Origin of the sequence: Variovorax nivicola (assembly GCF_051216475.1) — a bacterium.
Taxonomy (GTDB): domain Bacteria; phylum Pseudomonadota; class Gammaproteobacteria; order Burkholderiales; family Burkholderiaceae_C; genus Variovorax.
In genome coordinates this window covers 173403-197714 of sequence record NZ_JBPJZK010000006.1, presented here as the reverse complement: position 1 = coordinate 197714, position 24312 = coordinate 173403, and the positions used below count along the sequence as shown (strand labels likewise).

General features: G+C 67.3%; 24 protein-coding genes and 1 pseudogene. 8 read left to right on the top strand and 17 right to left on the bottom strand.

Annotated features, from left to right (window positions below; translation table 11 throughout):
* Window positions 1-15: 15 nt before the first annotated feature.
* From ACSFBF_RS24555 to ACSFBF_RS24530, 6 genes are read right to left on the bottom strand one after another with little or no spacing between them, the layout of a single operon-like run.
* Window positions 16-1170: an NAD(P)/FAD-dependent oxidoreductase gene (locus ACSFBF_RS24555; RefSeq protein ID WP_435471561.1), complete on the bottom strand. Its 1155-nt coding sequence runs from the start codon at window positions 1168-1170 to the stop codon at window positions 16-18.
* The gene (locus tag ACSFBF_RS24550; protein WP_435471559.1) at window positions 1167-2573 is read right to left on the bottom strand and encodes an FAD/NAD(P)-dependent oxidoreductase; all 1407 of its coding nucleotides are present in this window, start codon (window positions 2571-2573) and stop codon (window positions 1167-1169) included. Before ACSFBF_RS24550 ends, ACSFBF_RS24555 begins: the two co-directional genes overlap by 4 nt.
* Window positions 2570-2875, bottom strand: a complete 306-nt coding sequence (locus tag ACSFBF_RS24545; protein ID WP_435471557.1) for a (2Fe-2S)-binding protein — start codon at window positions 2873-2875, stop codon at window positions 2570-2572. The genes ACSFBF_RS24550 and ACSFBF_RS24545 overlap by 4 nt, the downstream gene beginning before the upstream one ends.
* Window positions 2876-3670, bottom strand: a complete 795-nt coding sequence (locus ACSFBF_RS24540; protein WP_435471555.1) for an ABC transporter permease — start codon at window positions 3668-3670, stop codon at window positions 2876-2878. It lies immediately after the preceding gene.
* A gap of 4 nt (window positions 3671-3674) precedes the next feature.
* On the bottom strand, window positions 3675-4535 hold the full coding sequence (locus tag ACSFBF_RS24535; RefSeq protein ID WP_435471553.1) for an ABC transporter permease: 861 nt from the start codon (window positions 4533-4535) through the stop codon (window positions 3675-3677).
* A complete protein-coding gene (locus ACSFBF_RS24530; protein ID WP_435471551.1) occupies window positions 4532-5605 on the bottom strand; it encodes an ABC transporter ATP-binding protein in 1074 nt (357 codons plus the stop codon). The genes ACSFBF_RS24535 and ACSFBF_RS24530 overlap by 4 nt, the downstream gene beginning before the upstream one ends.
* A 217-nt stretch (window positions 5606-5822) precedes the next feature.
* Between ACSFBF_RS24530 and ACSFBF_RS24525 the strand changes: the two genes are divergently transcribed.
* Window positions 5823-6683, top strand: coding sequence for an IclR family transcriptional regulator (locus ACSFBF_RS24525; protein ID WP_435471549.1), 861 nt, complete (start codon window positions 5823-5825; stop codon window positions 6681-6683).
* Between the two features lie 2 nt (window positions 6684-6685).
* On the opposite strand, the gene ACSFBF_RS24520 is transcribed toward ACSFBF_RS24525, so the two are convergent.
* Entirely contained in the window at window positions 6686-7048 is a 363-nt protein-coding gene (locus ACSFBF_RS24520) for a hypothetical protein (protein ID WP_435471547.1), read from the bottom strand.
* 98 nt (window positions 7049-7146) lie between these two features.
* On the opposite strand from ACSFBF_RS24520, the gene ACSFBF_RS24515 reads away from it, so the two are divergent.
* Window positions 7147-7566 carry an MAPEG family protein gene (locus ACSFBF_RS24515; protein WP_435471545.1) on the top strand — a complete coding sequence of 140 codons (420 nt, stop codon included), beginning with the start codon at window positions 7147-7149 and terminating at the stop codon, window positions 7564-7566.
* 109 nt (window positions 7567-7675) lie between these two features.
* On the opposite strand, the gene ACSFBF_RS24510 is transcribed toward ACSFBF_RS24515, so the two are convergent.
* A complete protein-coding gene (locus ACSFBF_RS24510; protein WP_435471543.1) occupies window positions 7676-8599 on the bottom strand; it encodes a hypothetical protein in 924 nt (307 codons plus the stop codon).
* 241 nt (window positions 8600-8840) lie between these two features.
* On the opposite strand from ACSFBF_RS24510, the gene amaB reads away from it, so the two are divergent.
* The 4 genes from amaB to ACSFBF_RS24490 all read left to right on the top strand — a co-directional run bounded on the left by amaB (window position 8841) and on the right by ACSFBF_RS24490 (window position 14307).
* The gene (gene amaB, locus ACSFBF_RS24505; protein ID WP_435471541.1) at window positions 8841-10379 is read left to right on the top strand and encodes an L-piperidine-6-carboxylate dehydrogenase; all 1539 of its coding nucleotides are present in this window, start codon (window positions 8841-8843) and stop codon (window positions 10377-10379) included.
* A gap of 103 nt (window positions 10380-10482) precedes the next feature.
* Window positions 10483-11382: an amino acid ABC transporter substrate-binding protein gene (locus ACSFBF_RS24500; RefSeq protein WP_435471539.1), complete on the top strand. Its 900-nt coding sequence runs from the start codon at window positions 10483-10485 to the stop codon at window positions 11380-11382.
* A complete protein-coding gene (locus tag ACSFBF_RS24495; protein WP_435471537.1) occupies window positions 11379-12608 on the top strand; it encodes a pyridoxal phosphate-dependent aminotransferase in 1230 nt (409 codons plus the stop codon). Before ACSFBF_RS24500 ends, ACSFBF_RS24495 begins: the two co-directional genes overlap by 4 nt.
* 25 nt (window positions 12609-12633) lie before the next feature.
* Window positions 12634-14307 (top strand): thiamine pyrophosphate-binding protein, encoded by a 1674-nt coding sequence (locus ACSFBF_RS24490; RefSeq protein WP_435471535.1) that lies wholly within the window; start codon window positions 12634-12636, stop codon window positions 14305-14307.
* 35 nt (window positions 14308-14342) lie between these two features.
* Here the strand turns inward: ACSFBF_RS24490 and ACSFBF_RS24485 are convergent, their stop codons facing one another.
* Window positions 14343-14645 carry a hypothetical protein gene (locus ACSFBF_RS24485; RefSeq protein ID WP_435471533.1) on the bottom strand — a complete coding sequence of 101 codons (303 nt, stop codon included), beginning with the start codon at window positions 14643-14645 and terminating at the stop codon, window positions 14343-14345.
* A gap of 18 nt (window positions 14646-14663) precedes the next feature.
* Window positions 14664-15902, bottom strand: coding sequence for an ammonium transporter (locus ACSFBF_RS24480; RefSeq protein WP_435471531.1), 1239 nt, complete (start codon window positions 15900-15902; stop codon window positions 14664-14666).
* Between the two features lie 375 nt (window positions 15903-16277).
* On the opposite strand from ACSFBF_RS24480, the pseudogene ACSFBF_RS24475 reads away from it, so the two are divergent.
* A pseudogene (locus ACSFBF_RS24475) lies at window positions 16278-16382 on the top strand (sulfite exporter TauE/SafE family protein); the annotation flags it as partial.
* Window positions 16383-16450: 68 nt separating this feature from the next.
* On the opposite strand, the gene ACSFBF_RS24470 reads toward ACSFBF_RS24475, so the two are convergent.
* The 5 genes from ACSFBF_RS24470 to ACSFBF_RS24450 form a co-directional block, all read right to left on the bottom strand.
* Window positions 16451-17962 carry a tripartite tricarboxylate transporter permease gene (locus tag ACSFBF_RS24470; protein WP_093053647.1) on the bottom strand — a complete coding sequence of 504 codons (1512 nt, stop codon included), beginning with the start codon at window positions 17960-17962 and terminating at the stop codon, window positions 16451-16453.
* A gap of 12 nt (window positions 17963-17974) precedes the next feature.
* On the bottom strand, window positions 17975-18463 hold the full coding sequence (locus tag ACSFBF_RS24465; RefSeq protein WP_093053650.1) for a tripartite tricarboxylate transporter TctB family protein: 489 nt from the start codon (window positions 18461-18463) through the stop codon (window positions 17975-17977).
* Window positions 18464-18663: 200 nt separating this feature from the next.
* Window positions 18664-19077, bottom strand: coding sequence for an RNA recognition motif domain-containing protein (locus tag ACSFBF_RS24460; protein WP_093127640.1), 414 nt, complete (start codon window positions 19075-19077; stop codon window positions 18664-18666).
* Window positions 19078-19258: 181 nt separating this feature from the next.
* Window positions 19259-19495, bottom strand: a complete 237-nt coding sequence (locus ACSFBF_RS24455; RefSeq protein ID WP_093053658.1) for a DUF3820 family protein — start codon at window positions 19493-19495, stop codon at window positions 19259-19261.
* A 7-nt stretch (window positions 19496-19502) separates the two neighbouring features.
* The gene (locus ACSFBF_RS24450; protein WP_435471842.1) at window positions 19503-19877 is read right to left on the bottom strand and encodes a translation initiation factor Sui1; all 375 of its coding nucleotides are present in this window, start codon (window positions 19875-19877) and stop codon (window positions 19503-19505) included.
* A gap of 41 nt (window positions 19878-19918) precedes the next feature.
* On the opposite strand from ACSFBF_RS24450, the gene ACSFBF_RS24445 reads away from it, so the two are divergent.
* Window positions 19919-21193 (top strand): DEAD/DEAH box helicase, encoded by a 1275-nt coding sequence (locus tag ACSFBF_RS24445; protein WP_435471528.1) that lies wholly within the window; start codon window positions 19919-19921, stop codon window positions 21191-21193.
* A 19-nt stretch (window positions 21194-21212) separates the two neighbouring features.
* On the opposite strand, the gene ACSFBF_RS24440 is transcribed toward ACSFBF_RS24445, so the two are convergent.
* Both ACSFBF_RS24440 and ACSFBF_RS24435 read right to left on the bottom strand, forming a co-directional pair.
* A complete protein-coding gene (locus ACSFBF_RS24440; RefSeq protein ID WP_435471526.1) occupies window positions 21213-22610 on the bottom strand; it encodes a dipeptidase in 1398 nt (465 codons plus the stop codon).
* Window positions 22611-22634: 24 nt separating this feature from the next.
* The gene (locus ACSFBF_RS24435; RefSeq protein ID WP_435471524.1) at window positions 22635-24305 is read right to left on the bottom strand and encodes a carboxylesterase/lipase family protein; all 1671 of its coding nucleotides are present in this window, start codon (window positions 24303-24305) and stop codon (window positions 22635-22637) included.
* Between the last annotated feature and the right edge of the window lie 7 nt (window positions 24306-24312).

Below are 24312 nucleotides of genomic sequence, written 5' to 3'. Positions count from 1 at the left end.
GCTCTCCAATCAAGTTCAGGTGGGGAAAACGGTGGCAGGTGAAGAAACGGGTTGTTCGTCGAAGCGCTCGATGGCGAAGGCGTCGATGGGCGTGTCGGTGCGCCCGTCGCGCGCCAGCTCGGCCAGCACTTCGCCGGCGGCCGGGCCGATCTGGAAGCCCGCGCCCGAGAAGCCGAAGCCGTGGAACAGGCCGGGCGTGGTGCGGCTGGGCCCGAGCACCGGTTCGCGGTCGGGCAGGTAGCCTTCGGTGCCGCCCCAGGTGCGGATGATGTGCGCATGGCGCAGCACGGGCAACAGCTCCACGGCCTGCATCGCGAGCGTGGCGATGGCGTCGCGCTCGGCGCGCGCGCGTTCGGCATCGAGCGTGATGCCCGTGCCGCCGCCGAGCACGAGGTTGCCGCGCGCCACCTGCCGGCAGTAGATGCCGCCGCCTTCCACGCCAAGGCTCCATTGCATGAAATGCGGCACCGGCTCGGTCACCGCCATCACGGGGCTGCGCGCGCGCAGCGGTGGCGTCTCGCCGAACTGGCTGGCGATGGAGCCGGCCCAGGCGCCTGCGCAGTTGAGCAGCACGGGCGCTTGCACTTCGAGCGCGTTGCCGCTGCGCACCATGAACATGGCGCCGTCGTGCGCGACTTCGTCGACCTTGTGGCGCTCGAAGACCAGCGCGCCCGCGCGCTGCGCCGCGAGCGCGAAGGCCGGCGACACCAGGCGCGGATTGGCCTGCCCGTCTTCCGCGCACAGCGAGCCGCCCACGGCGCGTGTGCCGAGCCAGGGGCATTGCTCGCGCAGGCGCGCGCCGGAGATCAGCTCGAGGCCCAGGTCGAAGTCGCTGCTCAGCGCGCGGTAGCGTTCGAGCGAGGCCATGTCCGATTCGCTGCGCGCGATCTTGAAATGGCCCGAGCGGATGTATTCGCCGTCGGTGCCCAGCAGCTCGGGCAGCTGGCCCCAGATGCGGTGCGCGCGCTGCGTCAGCGGCAGCTGGCTCAATGACCGGCCCTGCCGGCGCACGCCGCCGAAGTTCACGCCGCTGGAGCGCGAGCCGCAAAGGTCGCGCTCCAGCAGCACCACGCCCAGGCCCATGCGGCGCAAGGCCAGCGCAGCCGAAGAGCCGACGATGCCGCCGCCGACGATGGCGACGTCGGTCTGCAGTTTCCTGATGGCGCTCATGCGTCGGCTCCCTCGGCGGGCATGAGCCGGATCGGAATCGGCTTGATCGGCGCCTGCCCGCGCAGCCTGCCGACCTGCTGCAGCGGCTGGCCCGTGGCGTGCGCGAGGATCTCCGCCGCCGCCACGCCGCACATGCGACCCTGACAGCGGCCCATGCCGACGCGCGACAGCGCCTTCAGGCGGTTCATCTCGTCGGCGCCGGTGCTGGCGGCGGTCTGGCGCAGCGTGCCGGCCGTGATGTTTTCGCAGCGGCAGATCACCAGATCGTCGCTCGCGTGCGCGGCCCAGTCCTGCGGCACGGGGAAGGCGCGTTCGAGGCCCTGGCGGAAGCTGGCGAGCTTGTTTAGCTTGCGTTCGAGCTCGGCGGCGCGCGCCGTGTCGACCGTTACGCCACTGTCCGCCAGCAGCGCCAGTGCCGCGCGTTCGCCCGCCCACTCGGCCGCGTCAGCGCCCATGATGCCGGCGCCGTCGCCTGCGAGGTACACGCCTTCGACGCTGGAGCGGCCGGCCGCATCGCGCACCGGCAGGTGGGCGCGGTGCATCGGCGCGTAGTCGAAGCGGCAGCCGAGCAGGTCGGCAAGCTGCGTTTCGGAGCGCAGCGCGTAGCCGAAGCCGACGGCATCGCAGGCCAGCGTGCGTTCTTCGTTCCCGTCTTGCCATGCCACGCCGGTGACGCGGCCCTGCGCCTCGTCGCCGAGCACGCGCAGCGGCCGCACGCCGCTGTGCAGCGCCACGCCGTGCGCGCGAAGCCAGCCCACGTAGTACACGCCCTTCGCGAACACGGCGGGCTGCGTCAGCATCGCGGGCGTGGCGGCGATCTGGTCGGCTAGGCGCGCGGTGTCGAGCACCGCGGCCACGTCCACACCGGCCTTCGCGTACTGATACGCCACCAGATACAGCAGCGGCCCGGTGCCCATGAACACCACGCGCTGCCCGATGGCGCAGCCCTGGAACTTGAGCGCGACCTGCGCGCCGCCCAGCGTGTAGACGCCGGGCAGCGTCCAGCCCGGCACCGGCAGCACGCGGTCGGTGGCGCCAGTCGCCACGATGAGATGGCTGTAGGGCACGCTGCGGGTGCTGCACGTGGGGTTGTGCATCACGTCGAGCCGATGGTCCTGTGCGTTCCACACGAGGCTGTTGGGGTGGTGGTCGATGCGGCCTTGCAGTGCGTCGAAGGCCGCGTGCACGGCGTCGGCGCGCTTCGACTCGAAGCCGTAGAGCGTTCGCGCGGTGCGTTGTGCCAGCACGGTGGGCGGGCGGCGGTAGATCTGCCCGCCGGCGCGCGAGGCTTCGTCGATCACCACGGGCCGCAGGCCATGCGCCACCAGCGTCTGCGCCGCGCGCACGCCGGCCGGGCCGGCGCCGACGATCACGGGGCGGATTTCGCTTGCCGTCGTCGTCATGCGCCGTTCCTTCCCGTGATCAGCGCCATGCCGGGTGCGATGAAGGTCGAGCAGGCGCGCAGCCGCTCGCCTTCGCCGGTGGAAATCCAGCAGTCCTGGCAGGCGCCCATCATGCAGAAGCCAGCGCGCGGCAGGTTGCTGAATTCGTTGCGGCGCAGCTGGGCGCATTGCGTGAGCACGGCCGTGAGCACGGTGTCGCCGGCCAGTGCGCTCGCGGGTGCGCCGTCGAGGGTGAAGGGCACGGTCTCGCGGCCGGTGGTCTCGGCCACGCGGTGCAGCAGTGCGTTTGAATTCATCGTCATTTATCTGCGTCCCACCAGCACGCGGTCCAGTCCGTACACGCGGTCGAGCAGCACCATCGCGAAGGCCGTGATCGCCACCATCAGCGCCGACACCGCAGCCATCAGCGGATCGATCGATTCGGTCGCGTACATGTACATGCGCACCGGCAGCGTCACCGTGCTCGGCGCGGTGACGAAGATCGACATCGTCACTTCGTCGAAGCTGTTGATGAACGACAGCATCCAGCCGCCCGTCACGCCCGGCAGGATCATCGGCAGCGTGATTCGGCGGAACACCGTGGCCTGGCTCGCGCCCAATGACAGCGCGGCCTGCTCGGCGCTGCGGTCGAAGCCCACCAGCGCCGCCACCACCAGCCGCAGCGTGTAGGGCGTGACGATGAGCGCATGCGCCATCACCAGCCAGCCGAAGCTGCCCGTGCCGCCGACCAGCGCGAACAGCCGCAGCAGCGCCACGCCCAGCACCAGGTGCGGCACGATCAGCGGCGAGAGGAACAGGCCGTTCAGGAAATTGCGCCCCGGAAACTCGTAGCGCGTGATCGCCATGCCGGCCGGCACCGCGAGCAGCGTGGCGATGGTGGCCGAGCTCAGCGCGAGCCACAGGCTGTTCCAGAACGACTGCATGAAGTCGGGGTGCGCGAACACCGCCTTGAACCAGCGCAGCGAGAAGTGCGTGGTCGGAATGGTCAGCGTGTTCTCGGGCGTGAACGCCACGATACACACCACCACCAGCGGCGCGAGCATGAAGACGATGACGAGCGCGTTGAACGCGAGGGCGATGGGGCCGTTCTTGCTCATCGCTTCAGCCCAGCGCTTTCTTGTAGCGGCCTTCGACGAGGCGGTTGTAGCTGAGCATCACGACAAGATTGGCCACCAGCAGAACCAGCGCCACGGCTGCGCCGAGCGGCCAGTTGAGCTCGCTGAGGTATTCGTCATAGACGATGGTCGCGACCATCTTCAGGCGGCGCCCGCCCAGCAGCCCCGGAATGGCGAACGAGCTCGCGGCAAGGCCGAACACGATCAGGCTGCCAGACAGAATGCCCGGCATCACCTGCGGCAGCACGATGCGCCGCAGCGTGGTGAAGGGCGTGGCGTTGAGCGAGAGGGCCGCGTTCTCGACACCCGGGTCCAGCTTCTGCAGCGATGTCCACACCGGGATCACCATGAAGGGCAGCATCACGTGCACCAGCGCGATGACCACGGCCGTGCTGGTGTAGAGGATCTTCACCGGCCCGATGCCGAGCAGGCCCAGCAGTCCGTTCACCGCGCCTTCGGGCCCGAGCAGCATGCTCCAGCCGAAGGCGCGCACCACCACCGACACCAGCAGCGGCGCCAGCACCACCAGCAGCAGCACCGAGCGCCACGGGTTGCGCATGCGGCTCAGCACGTAAGCCTCGGGCGCGCCGACGAGCACGCAGATCAGCGTGACCAGCGCCGAGACCCAGAAGGTGCGCCAGAAGATGCCGAGGTAGTACGAGTCGGAGAACACCAGCGCGTAGTGCGCGAGCGTGAACTCGCCGGACTTCGGGCCGGTGGCTGGGTCGTACACGTTGAACGACAGCACCGCCGTGAGCGCGAGCGGCACCAGCAGCAGCGCGGTGAACAGCAGCAGCGCCGGGCCGGAGAGCCACCACGGCGTGGCCTTGCTCTTCAGCGTGCTCATGCTGCAACGGCCTTTTCTTCAGCAGGCAGCAGCCGCATGCAGTGCGCCGGCCAGTCGAGGCCCGTGCGGCTGCCTTCTTCGAGCGCTTCGCGTCCGTCGTTGGGGCTCAGCACCGTGAGATCGCCGACGGCGGTGGCCATGCGGTAGAGCCACTGGCTGCCGAGAAAGAAGCGCTCCTGCACCTCGCCGTCGAGGCGGCCCCGGCCCGGTGGCACGAGCTGGAGTTTTTCGGGCCGCACGCTCAGCAGCGCGGCGGCGTCGACGCTGAAGCCCGTGTCGTCCACATCGAGCGAGAGCGCACCGACTTCGACGCAGGTGCGCGTGGCGCCGCTGTTGGACACGCGGCAGTCGAGCAGGTTGGCCTTGCCCACGAAGGTCGAGATGAAGCGCGTGCTCGGGTGCTCGTACACGCGCTGCGGATGGTCGATCTGCGTGGCGCAGCCGCCTTCCATCACCACCATGCGGTCGCTGATCGACATGGCCTCGCTCTGGTCGTGCGTGACCATCACCGTGGTGGTGCCCACCTTGCGCTGGATCTGGCGCAGCTCGAACTGCATTTCCTCGCGCAGCTTGGCGTCGAGGTTGGACAGCGGCTCGTCGAGCAGCAGCACCGGCGGCTCGATCACCAGCGCGCGCGCCAGCGCCACGCGCTGCCGCTGGCCGCCCGAAAGCTCGCGCGGATAGCGCCCGGCATGCGCCTCGAGGTGCACCAGCGCAAGTGCCTGCTTCACCCGCTCGGTGCGCTCGGCCTTGGGCATCTTGCGCATCTCCAGGCCGAAGCTCACGTTGTCGGCCACCGTCATGTGCGGGAAGAGGGCGTAGGTCTGGAACACGATGCCCAGCCCGCGCGTGTTGGCCTTGGCATGCGTGATGTCCTTGCCCGAGAGCTCGATGCGGCCGCTGCTCACGGCCTCGAAGCCCGCAATCATCTGCAGCGTGGTGGTCTTGCCGCAGCCCGAAGGGCCGAGCAGCGAGACGAACTCGCCCTTTTCCACCGTGAGGCTCATGGCCGACACCGCGCGGGTGGCGCCATAGAACTTGGTCACGTCGGTAAGCCGGAGGAATGACATGGAACGGGCCTTTCTTCGGGGGCGAAAAGATGGCTTCAGGCACCTTGTTTCACCTTGGTGCGGGCCATGGACAGCTTGCTGCTCTTAATTCACTCTATTGCAACGATTGCGCCAGATCGCCTCGGGTATTCCATTAATCAGAATCTTTCTTTAATTTATTCCAATCAATGGAATATGATGGCCGCGATTGATACATCGGATTCCACAGGAGCAAGGTATGGAGACCTCTTCGGCGTCGCCGGCGGCCAGCGGCGGCGTGCCACGCGTCTTTTCGGTGATCCGCGCGCTCGGCGCGGTGCAGGCCGAAGGCGGCCGCGTGACCCAGATCGCACGATCCGTGGGCCTCACGCAGGCCACCACGCACCGTTTGCTGCAGTCGCTCATGGCCGAAGGCATGGTCGAGCAGGACGAGCGCAGCAAGCTCTACCGCCTGAGCATCGATTTCTTCGCGCTGGCCGCAAGCGCGGGCAACCCGGGCGACCTGCGCTCGATCTGCCGGCCGGTGCTGCTGCGGCTGTGCGCGAGCCTGGGCGACAGCATCTTTCTATTGGCGCGCAGCGGCTTCGACGCGGTGTGCCTGGACCGCAGCGAAGGGCCCTTTCCGATCCGTTCGTTCACCGGCGACATCGGCGGGCGCATCGCGCTGGGCGTGGGGCAGGGCGCGCTGGCGATCCTGGCCTTCCTGCCCGAAGCCGAGCGCGAAGAGGTGATCCGCTTCAACCTCTCACGCGTGCGCGAGTACGGCGTGTACGACGAGGTGTATCTGCGCACCGAGATCGAGCGCGTGCGGCAGCAGGGCTACGCGGGGCGCAACACCGGGCTGCTCGAAGGCATGGCGGGCGTGGCCGTGCCGATCCTTGACCGCGAAGGGCGCGCGGTGGCGGCACTGAGCGTGGGCACGATCGCCGACCGGCTCAATGCGGACCGCATGCCGACGGTGGTCGAGCTGCTCAAGCGCGAGGCGGCGGCCATCGGGCCGAAGATCAATCCGTTCGATGCGACGTTGAGGAGGCCGGCGCAGAGCCTGGCAAGCTCGCCGGCTGGGCAGCGCATCAGCCTGCCCGAGGCTCCGGCCTGAAGTCAGAGACCGAAGATCAAGACGACAACCATGACGGCTGCGCCCAGCGCGAAGTAGCCCACGACAAGCATCGTCGCCACAAAAAGCGCAAGGTAGATCGCGCGCCGCAGCACGCTTGGTGTCGAAGGAACGCAGCGCCAATAGATGAGGGCAGCCCAAAGAACGAGCACCACCTCTATGGCGTGGGCCATGATCACTTCGGCTTCGCCCGAGCGGAACATCGTCTTGCCAAGCACTGAACCGATGATCCCCAGGATCGGGATCGCCAAGGTCCAGGCGGCAACATTCAGCGCGAGACGCCAGCGCCTCCTGAGAAGCGCGGCGAGATGCGAGCGCCGACCGACCGAGACTGCTTCTGTCGTCACTGGTACTCCCTTTTTTAGTTCTTGACGCTGTGCGCCGCGGGCATCATATCGAGCGGAAATTTCAGCTTCCCTTGTCCCCGTGCGAGGAGCCGCCCCCAATGAACAACCCTTCAATCCTCTACCCCGTATTCGCCCTCGCCGGCCTCACCGGCCTGGTGCTGCTGCTCATCCCCATCGTGCGCATCCGCGCGGTGCGGCGCCGCGAGGTCCGGGGCATCGATTTCAAGCTGGGCGAATCGGCGGCTGTGCCCGATGCCGTGCGCATCCCAAATCGCAACTACATGAACCTGCTGGAGCTGCCGGTGCTGTTCTATGTGGTGTGCCTGCTGTTCTACGTGGCGGCGCTGCCCACGCCCGCGGCGATCTGGCTGGCCTGGGTGTACGTCGGCTTGCGTGCGCTGCACAGCGTGGTGCACCTGACCTACAACCACGTGATCCACCGGCTGGTGCTGTTCGCTGCGAGCAACGGCGTACTGGTGATGCTGTGGGTGATGGCGGCGACCCGGTTGGTGCGCTAGCTGTATATGCAGTCCTCGCGTTCACTCCTCGGAACACCTGGTGCAGCCGATCAGTCTTTCGGGTGTCGAGACGCGTATGTTCAGTCGCGAAGCGAGGCCGCATGCAGGCTTATTGACGCGTTTTGCGCGGCTCCGGCCCCAAGTCGAATTCGTACTGCTTCGCGCTAGGGAATATCCAGAGTGCGTAAGGCACCGACTTGTCCATGGCCGGACCGTAGTTGTCCATGTTCACGCGAACAACCATTCGTCCGCCTGGCGCGATATCCACGTCCCCGAATGTGAATCCCGCGAAGCCCATCAAGGTGGACCTCAGGATCGGCGCCTTCACGGTTGCAACCTTCGAGTGCGAGGCGGGGTTTGCGGGGCCAAGGTCGGTGAGCAGTTCCGTGCGCAGCTGCCTGTATGCCTCCTGGATCTCCAACCGGTATGCATCGAACTCTGCACCGGTGGACGCAGTTGCCAACCGGTCGACCGGCAAGACGCGTTCGAGCGCGAAGTTGTAGTTCCCATTCCACGCCTTTACACCTTTCGCCGGCTCTGCTTCCGCGCGAATGCCCACCACGGTGAAGAGATTCTTGCGGTCGTCGTCCACGTAAAGCAGAAGATAGGGCGAGAGCTTCAGGTGGCCGTCGACTGCTGACGCGGAGGTGGGCACCGGCTCCGGCAATGCTTTCCATGCCGTCGATAGCTCATCGAGCGGATTGAGCTGCAGAAGACTGGACTTGCTGGCTGTGTCTCCGAGCTGTCGGGTCTGCGCGCCGATGCTGGCGGAGTTCGCCAACATCCCCAGTGGACCGAAGATGATCCCTGTGATCGCACTGCCGCCGCCTGTCTGCAGCACGTAGAGGCCCTGCTTTTCCAGCGCGTAGCCGCGCGGCGCGATGGCCTCCTTTGCTGGCGGTGTGGTGCTGACCTGAATTGGTTTTCCCGACAGTGCCGTCGGGACCGAGGCGACTTGAAGCCCTTGGAGATTGCCGCATCCCACAAGGCTTGCGGCCGAAGCGGCGAGAAAGACGAGACGAGCCAAGTTCATGGAGTTCCTCCCAAGAAGAAATGTTGTGATGTTGTTCGAGGGGCGCCCGCAACCTCAGGGACGAGCGGCGGTTGCACTGTAACCGTGGAACATTGCTTCGCGTGAACCGGGTCAAGGAAGCGTCGACGACCCACTTCATTCCTGAAACGCATCAGGTCCTTCCATATTTTCACTAGGCAAGCGCGCGGGATTCGCAGATATTGACCGGGTCCTTCTTTCTCCTCCTTCCCGGAGCGCGTCCATGTCCGAAGCCCACACCTCCCCCTCCGTCGCCACCGAAGTCGAACAACTGCTGCAGCGCCTGGGTGTGCCCCCCGAGGCGCACACCGGCGGCGAGCTGACGGTGCGCTCGCCCGTCAGCGGCGAGGTGATCGCGCAGGTGCCGCAGACCTCGCCGGCCGAGGCCACCGCTGCCATCGGCCGCGCGCACGAGGCCTTCAAGGCCTGGCGCAACGTGCCGGCCCCGCGCCGCGGCGAGTTGGTGCGCCTGCTGGGCGAAGAACTGCGCGCCGCCAAGCGCGACCTGGGCCTGCTCGTGACGCTGGAGGCCGGCAAGGTCCCTTCCGAAGGCGCGGGCGAGGTGCAGGAAATGATCGACATCTGCGACTTCGCGGTCGGTCTCTCGCGCCAGCTCTACGGCCTTACGCTGGCCACCGAGCGCGCCGAGCACCGAATGATGGAAACCTGGCATCCGCTGGGCGTGTGCGGCGTGATCTCGGCCTTCAACTTTCCGGTGGCCGTGTGGTCTTGGAATGCAGCGCTGGCGCTGGTGTGCGGCGACTCGGTGGTGTGGAAGCCGTCTGAAAAAACGCCGCTGACCGCGCTGGCCGTGCATGCCATCGCGCAGCGCGCCATCGAACGCTTCGGCGACGCGCCCGAAGGCCTGCTCGGCCTGCTGCTGGGCCAGCGCGATATCGGCGAGGTGCTGGTCGACGACCACCGCGTGCCGATTCTCTCGGCCACCGGCTCGACCGCCATGGGCCGGCAAGTGGGGCCGAAGCTGGCCGCGCGCTTTGCCCGCGCCATTCTCGAACTCGGCGGCAACAACGCCGCCATCGTCACGCCCTCGGCCGACCTGGACCTCGCGCTGCGCGGCATCGCCTTCGCGGCGATGGGCACAGCCGGCCAGCGCTGCACCACGCTGCGCCGCCTGTTCGTGCACGAGAGCGTTTACGACCAGCTGGTGCCCAAGCTCGCCAAGGTCTACGGCAACGTGCAGGTGGGCGACCCGCGCGAGGCCGGCACGCTGGTCGGTCCGCTGATCGACCGCGCGGCCTTCGACGGCATGCAGAAGGCACTGGGTGAATGCCGCGAGATCGGCGCCAAGGTGCACGGCGGCCAGCGCGTCGAAGGCATCGGCACCAAGGACGCGTACTACGTGCGCCCCGCGCTGGTCGAACTGAAGTCGCATGAAGGCCCGGTGCTGCGCGAAACCTTCGCGCCCATCCTGTACGTGGTGCGCTACAGCACGCTCGACGAAGCCATCGAGCTGCACAACGCGGTGGGCGCGGGCCTGTCGTCGTCGATCTTCACGCTGAACATGCGCGAGGCCGAGCGCTTCATGTCGAGTGCGGGTTCGGACTGCGGCATCGCCAACGTCAACATCGGCCCGAGCGGCGCGGAGATTGGCGGCGCCTTCGGTGGCGAGAAGGAAACCGGCGGCGGGCGCGAAGCCGGCTCCGACAGCTGGAAGGCGTACATGCGCCGCGCCACCAACACCATCAACTACTCGACCGCACTGCCCCTGGCCCAAGGCGTGACCTTCGACATCGGCGACTGATCGCCTCCCGGCTTGTTCGAGCTTGCCGCGCGGCGCCTCGCTGCGGCGGCAGGCGTGCGGCCGCATGCATTTACCAAAAAACCATAACCAGGAGACAGAGAACATGAGCATTCCCTTCAAGACAATCGCGGCCGCCACGTTGTTCGCATTCGTATTCGGTGCCAGCGCGCAGACCCCGGCTGGCGGCACGCTCGACAAGATCAAGACCAGCGGCAAGGTCGTGCTCGGCGTGCGCGAAGCCTCGCCGCCGATGGCCTACATGCTCGGCGCGGGCGACAAGTACGTGGGCTACCACGTCGAGCTGTGCGAGCGCGTGCTGAAGGACATCGCGCCGCAGGCGAAGCTCGAATACATGGCCGTGACCGCGCAGAACACCATCCCGCTGGTGCAGAACGGCACGCTCGACATCGGCTGCGGCCCCACCACCAACAACACCGCGCGCCAGCAGCAGGTGGCCTTCGCGCTCACCACCTACGTGAGCGAAGTGCGCATGGCCACCAAGGTCGACTCGGGCATCACCACGCTCGACCAGCTCGCGGGCCGCAACGTGTCGGCATCGACCGGCACCACCGCCGTGCAGCTGCTGCGCAAGCGCGAGCGCGCGCAGAACGTCTCGTACAACACCATGCTCGGCAAGGACCACCTCGAAAGCTTCCTGCTGATGGAGTCGGGCCGCGCCGATGCCTTCGTGCTCGACGACAACCTGCTCGCCGGGATCATCGCGAACTCGAAGAACCCCACGGGCTACCGCATCGTGGGCGACGCGCTGGGCTCGGAGCCGATCGCGCTGCTGTTCCGCAAGGACGACCCGGCCTTCAAGGCCGCGGTGGACGATTCGCTGCGCCGCATGATGAAGAGTGGCGACCTCGAGAAGATCTACACCAAGTGGTTCGTGGCGGCCATTCCGCCGAAGAACACGAGCCTGAACCTGCCGATGAGCACGGCGCTGAAGCAGCTGATGCTCGACCCCAACGACAAGCCACTGGAGGCCTACGCCAAGTGACAGCAGATACCGTCGCCCCTCTCGCTTTTCAGCCTGCGCAGCGCGTGCGCGCCATCGGCGTCTCGGAGATCCTGCGCATTACCGACCACGCCAACTCGCTCAAGCGCGCGGGCCGTCCGGTGATCGTGCTGGGCGCGGGAGAGCCCGACTTCGACACGCCGCAGAACGTGCGCGAGGCCGCGGTGCGCGCCATCGGGCGCGGCGACACGCGCTACACGGTGCTCGACGGCAGCCCGGCGATGAAGGCGGCGGTGCAACTCAAGTTCAAGCGCGACAACGCGTTGGACTTCGCCCTCGACGAGATCAGCGTGAGCGCGGGCGCCAAGCAGGTGATCTTCAATGCGCTGATGGCCAGCCTGAACCCCGGCGACGAAGTGATCCTGCCCGCGCCGTACTGGACTTCGTACGCCGACATCGTGCAGATCTGCGGTGGCGTGCCGGTGGCGGTGGCGTGTACCGGGGAGAACGGTTTCCGGCTCGATGCCGCGCAGCTCGAAGCGGCGATCACGCCGCGCACGCGCTGGCTGTTCATCAACTCGCCGTCGAACCCGAGCGGTGCGGCCTACAGCGCAGCGCAGCTGAAGCCGTTGTGCGAGGTGCTGCTGCGCCATCCGCAGGTCTGGGTGCTGGCGGACGACATCTACGAACACATCCTCTACGACGGACTGGCGTTTGCGACGCCTGCGGTCGTGGAGCCGCGCCTGCGGGAGCGCACGCTGACCATCAACGGCGTGTCGAAGGCCTACGCGATGACCGGCTGGCGCGTGGGCTACGGCGCCGGGCCGCGCGCGCTGATCGCGGCCATGGCCGTGGTGCAGAGCCAGACGACTTCATGCCCTTCGTCGATCAGCCAGGCCGCGGCCATCGAGGCGTTGACCGGACCGCAGGACATCGTGGCCGAGCGCTGCGCCGACTTCCAGGCGCGGCGCGACTTCGTGGTGGCCGCGCTGAACCGCGCGCCGGGGCTGCACTGCCGCGTGCCCGAAGGCGCGTTCTATACCTTCGCGAGCTGCGCCGGCGTGCTCGGCAGGCGCACCCGCGGCGGCGCGCTGCTTCAGACCGACAGCGACTTCTGCCGCTACCTGCTGCAGGACTTCGAGGTGGCGGTGGTGCCGGGCAGCGTGTTCGGGCTGGCGCCGTACTTCCGGATTTCGTATGCGACGTCGATGGCGCAGCTGGAAGAGGCGTGCGCGCGCATCACCGCTGCCTGCACCGCGCTCGAATGATCTCCTTCATTTCATTGGAAACCTCATGACCTCACCCCGCACCGGCGGCCAGATCCTGGTCGACCAGCTCATCACCCACGGTGTCAAGCAACTGTTCTGCGTACCCGGCGAAAGCTTTCTCGCCGTGCTCGACGCGCTGCATGACGCATCCATCGACGTGACCGTGTGCCGCCAGGAAGGCGGCGCCACGATGATGGCCGAGGCGCAGGGCAAGCTCACCGGCAAGCCGGGCGTTTGCTTCGTCACGCGCGGACCGGGCGCCACCAACGCGGCGGCCGGCGTGCACATCGCGCACCAGGACTCGACACCGCTGCTGCTGTTCGTCGGCCAGGTCGCGCGCGATGCGCTGGGCCGCGAAGCCTTCCAGGAGCTGGACTATGGCGCGGTGTTCGGCACCATGGCCAAGTGGGTGGTGCAGATCGACGATCCGGCGCGCGTGCCCGAACTGGTGTCGCGCGCCTTCCATGTCGCGACCTCGGGTCGTCCGGGGCCGGTGGTGATCGCGCTGCCCGAAGACATGCTGACCGAGGCCGCGACGGTGGCCGACGCGCTCCCTTACGCCGTGACGGAAACCCACCCCGGTGCGGCGCAGCTCGCCGAACTGCAGCAGCGGCTGTCGCAGGCGCAGCGCCCGGTCGTCATCCTGGGCGGCAGTCGCTGGTCGGAGAAGGCCACGCAGCAGTTTGCGGATTTCGCGGCTGCGTTCTCGCTACCCGTGTACTGCTCGTTCCGCCGCCAGATGCTGATGTCGGCCGAGCACCCTTGCTATGCGGGTGACCTGGGCCTGGGCGCCAATCCGCGCATGCTGGAGCGCATCCGCAACGCCGACCTCGTGCTGCTGGTCGGCGGGCGTCTGTCGGAAGTGCCGTCGCAGGGCTACGAGCTGCTGGCCATTCCGCAGCCGAAGCAGGCACTGGTGCATGTGCACGCCGACGCCGACGAGTTGGGCAAGCTCTACCGCCCGGCGCAGGGCATCCACGCCACGCCGCAGGCTTTCGCGGAAGCCGTGTCCACGCTGCGCCCCGCACAGACGCCGGCCTGGCAGGCAGAAACGAAGACCGCCCGCGAAGACTTCCTGCGCTGGAGCGACCCGGCCCCCATCCGCATTCCCGGCCCGCTGCAGATGGGCGAGGTCATGCAGCACCTGCGCGAAGTGCTGCCGGCCGACACCATTTTCTGCAACGGTGCTGGCAACTTCGCCACCTGGGTGCACCGCTTCTGGCCGTTTCGCGCATTCGCCAGCCAGCTTGCACCCACCAGCGGTTCGATGGGCTACGGCCTGCCGGCCGGCGTCGGGGCCAAGCGGTTGTGGCCGCAGCGCGAAGTGGTCGTGTTCGCGGGCGACGGCGACTTCATGATGCACGGCCAGGAGTTCGCGACGGCCGTGCAGTACGGCCTGCCGATCATCGTGGTGCTGCTCGACAACGCCATGTACGGCACGATCCGAATGCACCAGGAAAAGCACTACCCCGGCCGCATCAGCGCCACGCAGTTGAAGAACCCGGACTTCCGCGGCTATGCCGAAGTGTTCGGCGGCCACGGCGAGCGCGTGACCAGCACCGAGGAGTTCGGCCCCGCGCTGGCTCGTGCGCGCGCCAGCGGCAAGCCGGCGATCCTGCATTGCCTGCTGGACCCGGAAGCGATCACCCCTGGCAGCACGCTGCAGTCGATTCGCAAGGCAGCGCTGGCCGGGAACTGAGCACCCGGTGTCATTCGCACGCACCCCGAAAAGACTCAGCGCAAACCACCCACATAGCGAGGCGTCGGAGTAGGCGGCGTCCCATCAGGCTGCCGCGCCGCCAGCCGCGCAGCGCGCGCCAGCGGCTCCATCGCCTGCTCCAGCCGCATCGCCAGCTGGTAGAGCTCCTCGTCCTTGGTGTCGGCAGCGTGCGCGCGCGTCATGCGCACGATCTCGGCGGCGTACTCGGCGTTGGTCGCCATCCACTCGGTGTCGGTCACGCGCCCATGCTTTCGCCGCAGCGCCACGTGAAGGCGGGCAGCAAGGGCGATGCGTTCGCTTTCGGACATGGATGGCATGGTTCCTCCGTCGGTGGGTCAACTACTCCCGAGATGTTCTCTGTGCTGTGCAAGATCGAGGCCCAGCACCTCGCTGTCGGCATCGACGCGCAACCCGACCATGATGTGCACCAGAAACAGCACCACCGCCGTTCCCGTGGCGCTGTAGATGGCCACGCTGCCCACCGCGATCGCCTGCGTCAGCACGTCGCCCGTGGCGCCCGAAATGCGCGCATCGGCGAACACGCCCGTCAGCAGCGCGCCCACGATGCCACCGATGCCGTGCACGCCGAACACATCGAGCGAGTCGTCCGCGCCAAGCAGGTGCTTGAGCCCGGTGGCGCCCCAGTAGCAGGCCAGCCCCGCGATGGCGCCAATGGCCAGCGCGGCCGGCGGCGTGACGAAGCCGGCCGCCGGCGTGATGGCCACCAGCCCAGCCACCAGGCCCGAGCACAGGCCCAGCAGGGAAGGCCTGCGCCGCACGATCCATTCGCCGAGCATCCAGCTCATCGCGCCCGCCGCCGCAGCGATGTGCGTCACCAGCATCGCCAGGCCCGCGCGCCCGTCGGCCGCCACCGCCGAGCCCGCATTGAAGCCGAACCAGCCCACCCACAGCAGGCCCGCGCCCGTCATCGTCATCGCCAGGCTGTAGGGCTCGAAGGCCTCGCGCCCGTAGCCCTTGCGCGGGCCGAGCGCATAGGCGCACACCAGCCCCGCGATGCCCGCGTTGACGTGCACCACCGAGCCGCCAGCGAAGTCGAGCGCGCCCATCTGCGCGAGCCAGCCGCCCGGCTCCCACACCCAGTGCGCGATAGGTGCATACACCAGCACGCTCCAGAGCAGCGCGAACCACAGGATCGCCGAGAAGCGCATGCGCTCGACAAAGGCGCCGAGCACCAGGGCGGTGGTGATGATCGCGAAGGTCAGCTGGAACATCGCGTAGACCGACTCGGGCACGTTGGGCGCGACATGGCTCACCGCCACCTGCCCGGCCTCCTTCAGGTACTCGAAGCCCGAGAACCAGAAGCGCCCGGTGCCGCCCAGCCAGGGCCAGCCCTCGGTAAAGGCCAGCGAGTAGCCCACCGCGAACCAGGTCAGCGAGACCGCCGCGGCAATCGCCACCACCCCCGCCATGGTGGCCAGCACGTTCTTGCGGCGCACCATGCCCGCATAGAAGAGCGCGATGCCGGGCAGCGTCATCAGCAGCACCAGCGCGGTCGAAGTCATCAGCCAAGCGGTGTCTGCCGCGTTGATGGAGGCGTGCGGTGCCAGGGCCATGACTGTTTCTTCTTCTTCAAGTGATGGACCCTGGGGCTGCGTGCACAAGTCGTGCCACATCGTTAACTATCAGAAACACTTTGGTTCGCAAATCGGGCTTCTCCGGTAAGGCGAAGCGGGTAATTCCCAATGCACTGAGGCGGTGCGCACCCTAAAGTCTGCGCACTCGCGAACGGGCCCTGCTCGTGCTGCCGAGGGTCCGAGGAGACAATCCCCAAGCAACAATAAAAATGCTTCAAAGGCTCCGTACGAGATGCCGTGTTTGACTTTGAAAGGCGCCGCTGGTCGGCGCCTTTTTTATGCCTGAATGACTTGAAGCAGTGGCGTTTCCAGCTCCCTTTTTGATAGCGCCACGGGTGGGGCAATCTTCCCCCTATGGAAATGCTGGTGGTAACGGGCGCCTCGCTGCTCGCCGTGTTTCCGGGCGCACCGCCGGCGACCCTGCTGGGCACCAACAAGAGCGCGTCCATTTGGGGCACGCACCCCGAACAAAGGCCCCAAATGAAAAAAGCCCCCGGAGCGGGGGCTTCTTGTGGGGACCGGAGCGCTCACTCCTCGACGAAGGCTTCTTCGCGCTTGGCTTTGATGGCAGGCAAGAGCACGATGCCCAGCAGCAGCGCAGCCGCCACCAGCAGCCCCGCCGACAGCGGCCGCGTGACGAACACGCTCCACGCACCGCGCGACAGAAGCAGCGCGCGCCGCAGATTCTCTTCCATCATCGGCCCGAGGATGAAGCCCAGCAGCAGCGGCGCAGGCTCGGTGCGCAGCTTGATGAACAGGTAGCCGATGAAGCCGAAGGCCGCCACCATCCACACGTCGAAGGTGTTGTTGTTGGTCGAGTACACGCCGATCGCGCAGAACAGCACGATGGCGGGGAACAGGAACTTGTAGGGCACCGTCAGCAGCTTGATCCACATGCCGATCAGCGGCAGGTTCAGGATGATCAGCATCGCGTTGCCGATCCACATCGAGGCGATCAGGCCCCAGAACAGCTCGGGGTTGCTGGTCATCACCTGCGGGCCGGGCTGGATGTTGTGGATGGTCATTGCGCCGACCATCAGCGCCATCACCGCGTTGGGCGGGATGCCCAGCGTCAGCAGCGGAATAAAGGAGGTCTGCGCACCGGCGTTGTTGGCCGACTCGGGCGATGCCACGCCGCGGATGTTGCCCTTGCCGAAGGGCACTTCGCCGGGGCGCATGCGGATCTTCTTCTCCAGCGCATACGAGGCGAACGAGGCCAGCAGCGCGCCGCCGCCCGGCAGGATGCCCAGTGCAGAACCCAGGGCCGTGCCGCGCAGCACGGCGGGCAGCATGCGCTTGAAGTCGTCCTTGGTAGGCCACAGGCCCTTGACCTTGTGCGTGAACACTTCGCGCTCGTCGTCGGGCTGCGAGAGGTTGCCGATGATTTCGCCGTAGCCGAACACGCCCATGGCGATCACCACGAAGCCGATGCCGTCGGTGAGCTCCGGAATGTCGAAGCTGTAGCGCGCGACGCCCGAGTTCACATCAGTGCCCACGATGCCCAGCAGCAGGCCCAGCACGATCATCGCCACCGCCTTCAGCAGCGAGCCCGAAGCCAGCACCACCGCGCCGATCAGGCCCAGCGTCATCAGCGAGAAGTACTCGGCAGGGCCGAACTTGAAGGCCAGCTCGGTCAGCGGCGGTGCGAAGGCGGCCAGGATCAGCGTGCCCACGCAACCCGCGAAGAACGAACCCAGGCCGGCCGCGGCAAGCGCCGGGCCTGCGCGGCCCTGCCTTGCCATCTGGTAGCCGTCGATACAGGTGACCACCGAGGACGACTCCCCGGGCAGGTTCACCAGAATGGCCGTGGTCGAGCCGCCGTACTGCGCGCCGTAGTAGATGCCGGCCAGCATGATCAGCGCCGACACGGGCGGCAGCGCGTACGTGGCGGGCAGCAGCATCGCGATGGTCGCAACCGGGCCGATGCCCGGGAGCACGCCGATCAGCGTGCCCAGGATGCAACCCAGCAGGCAATACAGCAGGTTGGTGAAGGTGAAGGCAACGCCAAAACCGATGGAAAGGTTGTGGATCAGGTCCATGGTGTGCGCTCCTCAGCCCGAAATGAAAGTGGGCCAGACCTGGATCTGGAGCTTCAGCGCCCAGATGAAGGCCACGTAGCTGCCAGCCGCCAGGATGGTCGAGAGGATCAGCACGTCGCGCAGCTTGAAGTGCTCGCCCGCCATGCTCGAGATGATCGTGAGCGCGTAGATCGCGATGATCATCCCCATGGCCGGCAGCCCGATGCTGGGCAGGCCGCCCAGCAGCACGCCGAAGGCCAGGTTGGCGCCGAGCACGAAGGCCAGCGGTTTCCAGGCCCATTTGCCGATCGGGTGGCCGTCGGTGGTTTCGACCACCAGCGCCTGGAACATGATGATCGCCCCGAGGATGGCCAGCAGGATGCCCAGCATGAGCGGGAAGTAGCCCGGCCCCATGCGGGCGCCGTCGCCGATGGTGTAGGTGGTCGCGCCAATCGCAAAGGCGCCCCCCACGGTGGTGAACATGACCCCTGAAAAGAAGTCAGCCTGACTCTTGATACGCATGTCGTCTCGCCCCTCTTGTATGGAGGGGTGAGGGTCGTTCTGCGGGCCTGACCGTTGGCTGACCTGCCCGGTACGGACAAATGCTTACCGCAGGGCTAGGGTTCTCCCTCGACGCCCCCTGCGCCACAGGCGGCCACAAACGAAAAAAGCTCCCGAAGGAGCTTTTCATTCAGAAGCCCGAAGGCTCTGGAGGGAAGGGCTTAGTAGCCGCCGCGACCACCGCCGCCGCCGCCGTAACCGCCGCCACCACCGCTGCGACCACCGCCGCCGCCGCCGTAACCGCCGCCACCACCACCGCCGCCGTAGCCGCCACCGCCGCCACCACCACCGTAGCCGCCGCCACCACCGGTGCGGGGGGGACGAGCTTCCATCGGACGGGCTTCATTCACCGTCAGGGCGCGGCCCTGCAGCGAGTGGCCGTTCATGGCTTCGATGGCTGCGAGTGCTTCAGCATCCGAACCCATTTCGACAAAGCCGAAGCCCTTCGAACGGCCGGTGTCACGTTCCATCATGACCTTGGCGCTGACGATTGCGCCGAACTCGCCAAAGGCTTGTTCCAGATCGTTGTCACGCACGGAGTAGGCGAGGTTGCCTACGTAGAGTTTCTTGCCCATTGAGGGACTCCTAATTCAAACCAACAAGACAAAGCGATGGAGTCCCAGAATCACAACAAACAAAATGCGCTGTGGCGCGAAACTGACCGATCACCGAATTACGTGCACGGGAGACAAAGCTCACAGACACGTAGGCGGGATTATCCAGCCCTAATTGCAAAAAACGTGGCGAAATCGTGTGTTATTGAGAAACATCCCGGCGCGACGGGCGGTTTCGCAACGGTTTCAGCAGGTCCGAGAGCCCGTTGTGGTCTATTTCATGCATCAAATGGAGTAGCCGGCCTATTTCTCCTGAGGGAAAACCCTCGCGTGCAAACCACGTCAGGTAATTTCCGGGCAAATCGGCAATCAGCGTGCCTTTGTGCTTGCCAAAAGGCATTTCGAGCGTCACCAGGCGCTGCAGGTCTTCGGGTTTCATCGCGCGCTCAGCCTCCCGCCCGCTTGACCGTGTGGCCCTGCTTCACGAGCGCGGCGATCACCGTTTCGCGGTGGTCGCCCTGGATTTCGATCACGCCGTCCTTCACCGTGCCGCCCGAGCCGCAGGCCGTTTTCAGCTGCTTGCCGAGCGCCGTGAGCGCCACCGCATCGAGCGCGACGCCCTTGACCACCGTCACGCCCTTGCCTTTGCGCCCCTTGGTCTCGTGCGATACACGCACAATGCCGTCGGTGGCCGGAAGGCGCGCCTTGAGTTCCTTGCAGCGGCACTGGGCCACGGGCTCCCCGCAGTCGGGGCACATGCGTCCGCCCGCCTCGGTGGAGTACACCAGGGCGCTGCCGGACTGATTGCGCTGCTGTTTCATCGTCGACATTCGATTCGTCTCTTCTCTCTCTGTCTGCTTACATGCCATTCGACTCACTGGGCCTGGCCCCCGCGCTCGTGCAGGCTGCCGCCCAAAGCGGCTATGCCGCGCCGACCGCCATCCAGGCCGCGGCCATCCCCGCGATTCTGCAAGGTCGCGACGTGCGGGGCTCGGCGCAGACCGGCTCCGGCAAGACCGCCGCATTTTCCCTGCCCCTGTTGCAGCGCCTGGACGCTGAACGCACGCAGGGTTCGTCGCGCCGCGTGCGCGCCCTGGTGCTCGTGCCCACCCGCGAGCTCGCGGCCCAGGTCGGCGAAACCATGCGCAGCCTGGCGCAGCACCTGCCCGAGCGCCTGAAAATCGTTGTCGCCTTCGGCGGCGTGTCGATCAACCCGCAGATGATGGGCCTGCGCGGCGGCGCCGATATCGTCGTTGCTACGCCGGGCCGGCTGCTCGATCTGGTCGAGCACAACGCGCTGAAGCTCGATGCCGTGTCGATGCTCGTGCTCGACGAAGCCGACCGCCTGTTCGACCTCGGCTTTGCCGAAGAACTCGGCCGCATCCTTGCGCTGCTGCCCAGGCAGCGCCAGAACCTGCTGTTCTCTGCCACCTTCCCGAGCGCTATCCAGGCGCTTGCCGACGGCATGCTGCGCGACCCTGCCGTCGTCGACGTGCAGGGCGAGCCCGGCACCGAGCCGAACATCGTGCAGCGCGTGATCGAGGTCGACGCCGCCCGCCGCACGCAGCTGCTGCGCCATCTGCTGAAGCAGCACGAGAACGAGTGGGACCGTGTGCTGGTCTTCGTCGCCACGCAGCATGCGGCGCAGATCGTGGCCGAGAAGCTCTACAAGAACGGCATCTACGCCGTGCCCTTCCATGGCGACATTGCGCAGGGCACGCGCACCGACATCCTTTCGCAGTTCAAGCAGAGCCGCTGGGACGTGGTGATCGCCACCGATCTCGCGGCACGCGGCATCGACATCGCGCAGCTGCCCGTGGTCATCAACTACGACCTGCCGCGCTCGCCCACCGACTACATCCACCGCATCGGCAGAACCGGTCGTGCGGGAGAGAGCGGCCTGGCGATCAGCTTCGTGAGCGCATCCACCGAGGCGCACTTCCGGTTGATCGAAAAGCGCCAGGGGCTGAGCCTGCCGCGCGAACGCGTCGAAGGCTTCGAGCCGACGGAAGTCGCGGTGCCGGTGGTCGATGCGTCGGGCACCGGCGGCATCAAGGGCAAGCGGCCGAGCAAGAAAGACAAGCTGCGCGCAGCGGCGAAGGCTGCGCAGCCGAGCGACGACGGCGAAGGGCGCTGACGAAGTCTTTCGCCAGGCTTCAGCCGACGTGAAAAGACGCCGGCGAATGCTTTGCCAGCTCCGCAAGCAGCAACGTCCACGCCCGCGTCCCTTGCTGGATCGATGCCAGCCTGAAGAACTCATTCGGCGCATGCACGTCTTCATCAGGCAGGTTGAAGCCGAACATCAGCGTGTCGATGCTCAGCATCTCCTTGAAGATCGACGTCACCGGCACGCTCGCGCCGAGCCGCACGTGAATGGGGCGTCGGCCGCTCTCTCGTTCGAGCACTGCTTCGGCCGCTCGCACCAGCGGATGGTCCGGCGCGAGGGTGGATGCGGGTGAGCCGTCGTTCATTGCCACCATATCGAGCGTGCAGCCTTGCGGGCAGTGCCGTTGCAGGTGGCGCAGCACGGCGTGGATCACGGCGCGCGGGTCCTGCCCCGCGACCACGCGCGTGGTGAGCTTGGCCTGCGCCTCGCAGGGCACGATGGTCTTGCCGCCACCGCCCGTGTAGCCGCCCCACAAGCCGTTGACGTCGAGCGCTGGTCGCAGCGTGACGCGTTCGCGCGCGGTGTAGCCGGGCTCGCCGTGCGCGCTGCTGCCAACGTCCGAGAAGAACGCGGCCTCGTCGTACGGAAACGCCGCGGTGTCGGCGCGTTGCCTCTCTGTGGGCAGCGCCGCGCCGTCATGGAAGCCTTCGACCGCCACGCTGCCGTCCGCATGGTGCAGCGACGCGACCAGGCGCGCCATCTCGTGCAGCGCGTTGCGCACGCTGCCGCCATAGCGGCCCGAGTGCAGGTCTTTCTGTGCGGTGCGCATGTGCACTTCGAGCTGCGAATTGCCGCGCGCGCCGGTGTTGATCGTCGGCACGTCCGCGCTCGCGCGTCCGCCGTCGGCGGACAGCACCGCGTCGGCTTGCAGCAACGCGCGGTGGCGTTCGACGATGGTTCGCAGCGAGGGGCTGCCCGTTTCCTCCTCGCCTTCGAGGAACACCTTGATGTTCACCGGGCACCGGCCCTGCACCGCGAGGAACGAGGCGATCACCTCCAGCGCGATGGTGGTCGAGCCCTTCACGTCGGAAGTGCCGCGCCCGTAGAGCCGGCCGTCCACCTCCGTTGGCTCGAACGGCGGCGTGCGCCACTGGTCGACGGGATCGGCCGGCTGCACGTCGTAGTGGCCGTAAATCATCAGCGTGGGTTGGCCGGGCGCGCCGTTCCATTCGCCGTACACGGCGGGCTCGCCGTCGCCGTCGAGCAGGCGCACGCCGGCCAGGCCGATCTGCTGCAGCCGCTCGATGAGAAAGCGCCGGGCTTCGTGCATGCCCGGTGCGAAGGACGGGTCGGCGCTCACGCTCGGGATGCGCAGGAAGGCCTTGAGCCAGTCCACGATCTCCGGCTGGCGGGCGTCGAGGTGGTCGATGACTTGTTGTTCGTTCATGGGTGAGTGGGATGGGTTGGCTCGTCAGTACATCGGCGGGAACACGTCAGGCCCCCACAGCGTGTCGCACTTGTGCGTGTGTTCGAACGCGTTGCTCGATGTCTTGACGGCGGGGTAGGTGAACTCGATCAGTGCGCGGTCCGCTGGCCCCATGGAGCGCGGCCAGCGCGTCGTGACGTTGCGGCCGTCGCCGTTCGGGTCGCCGTTCTTCGCGAAGTTGAGGAGGTACGCGACCATCTGCGCCGACAGCGCCTTGCGCTGCGCCGTGGTGGCCGCGTCGGGCGTGGCACTGCCGGGGTCGTAGTACGGATAGCCGGGCAGCGCATCGACCGTGCCGGTGAGGTAGTAGCTGTCCATGCCGTGCGCCGTGCCGTAGTAGAAGGCCGTGGGGCTCGTCGGAAACGACAGCTGCGGATCGGTCATCTCCCAGCCGTACACCGGCACCCAGGCCGCGAGCGCATCGCGCCGCGCGCTGTTGCCGCAGGCGTACATCGCGTCGCCCATGGCTCGCGCAATGCCTTGCGCCGGCACGGCGTAGTTGCCGATCGGGTAGGCCGCCTCGATGGCCGTGGTGTCGTAGCCGGCCGGCGCGAGCCCGCGCAGGTACAACGGGTAGTAGGTTGCGCTCAGCTTGGTGTCGACGAAGAGCGTGCCCTCGTCGTACACGCCGCCGATCATCACGGGCACCTGGTTGAAGTTGCCGGTCAGAAAAGCGCGCGCGGGCACCTGCGTGATGACCTGCGCGTCCACCGTGGGCCGCCACTTGAGCCCGCCCTGCGCAAGCAGCGCCGACACCGGCAGCGCGCGCAGGCAGGCGACCACGTCTGCGGCGCCGCTGCATCCGAGGTTCTGCACGGCGGTGTCGCCGACCGCCAGCGAGGTGTCCATGCTCGGGTTCGAGTACTCGGCCCCGCCGCCGCTTTGCATCACGGCCCGGTGGAACAGGCCCTTGGCCTTCGGCGACTGCAGCAGCGAGAAGCTCTGTGTTGCGCCTGCCGAGGTGCCCCACAGCGTGACGTTGCCCGCATCGCCGCCGAAGGCCGCGATGTTCTTCTGCACCCAGCCGAGTGCGGCCAGCTGGTCCATCACCGCGAAGTTGCCGAGGCTGCCGTCCTTGTTGGACGCGCGCAGCGCCTTGTTCGCGAGATAGCCGAGCGCGCCCAGCCGGTAGTTGATGCTGACGACGACCACGCCGCGGCTCGCCAGCGGGCTCGGACCCATCTCGCCCGAACCCAGCGTGAACGCGCCGCCGTGGATGTAGAAGACCACCGGCAGCTTGTCGCCGGGCTTCGTGCCTGCCGGCTTCCATACGTTCAGGTAGAGGCAGTCTTCGGCGATCGATGACGACACCGCGCCGGGTGCCTGCGGGCACGCATTGCCGAAGGCCTTGGCTTGCAGCGTTGCCGCGTGCGCGGCCGGCGATTGCGGCGGCGCCCAGCGCAGCGCGCCCACCGGCGGCTGCGCGTAGGGAATGCCGAGGAACGACACCATGTTCGCGCCGGCGCTGCCCGCGACCTTGCCTTCAGTGGTGACCGCGACCGTGAGGTCGTCCTGCGCTGGTGCGGGTGCCGGCGCGGGGCTTGCGGCCGGTGGCAGCGCGATGCCGCCGAAACCCGTGCCGCCGCCACCGCCGCCGCACGCCGAGAGCGATAGCGCGACCACCAGCACCAGGCCATTGATTTGTCTCGTCTTCATTGATGCA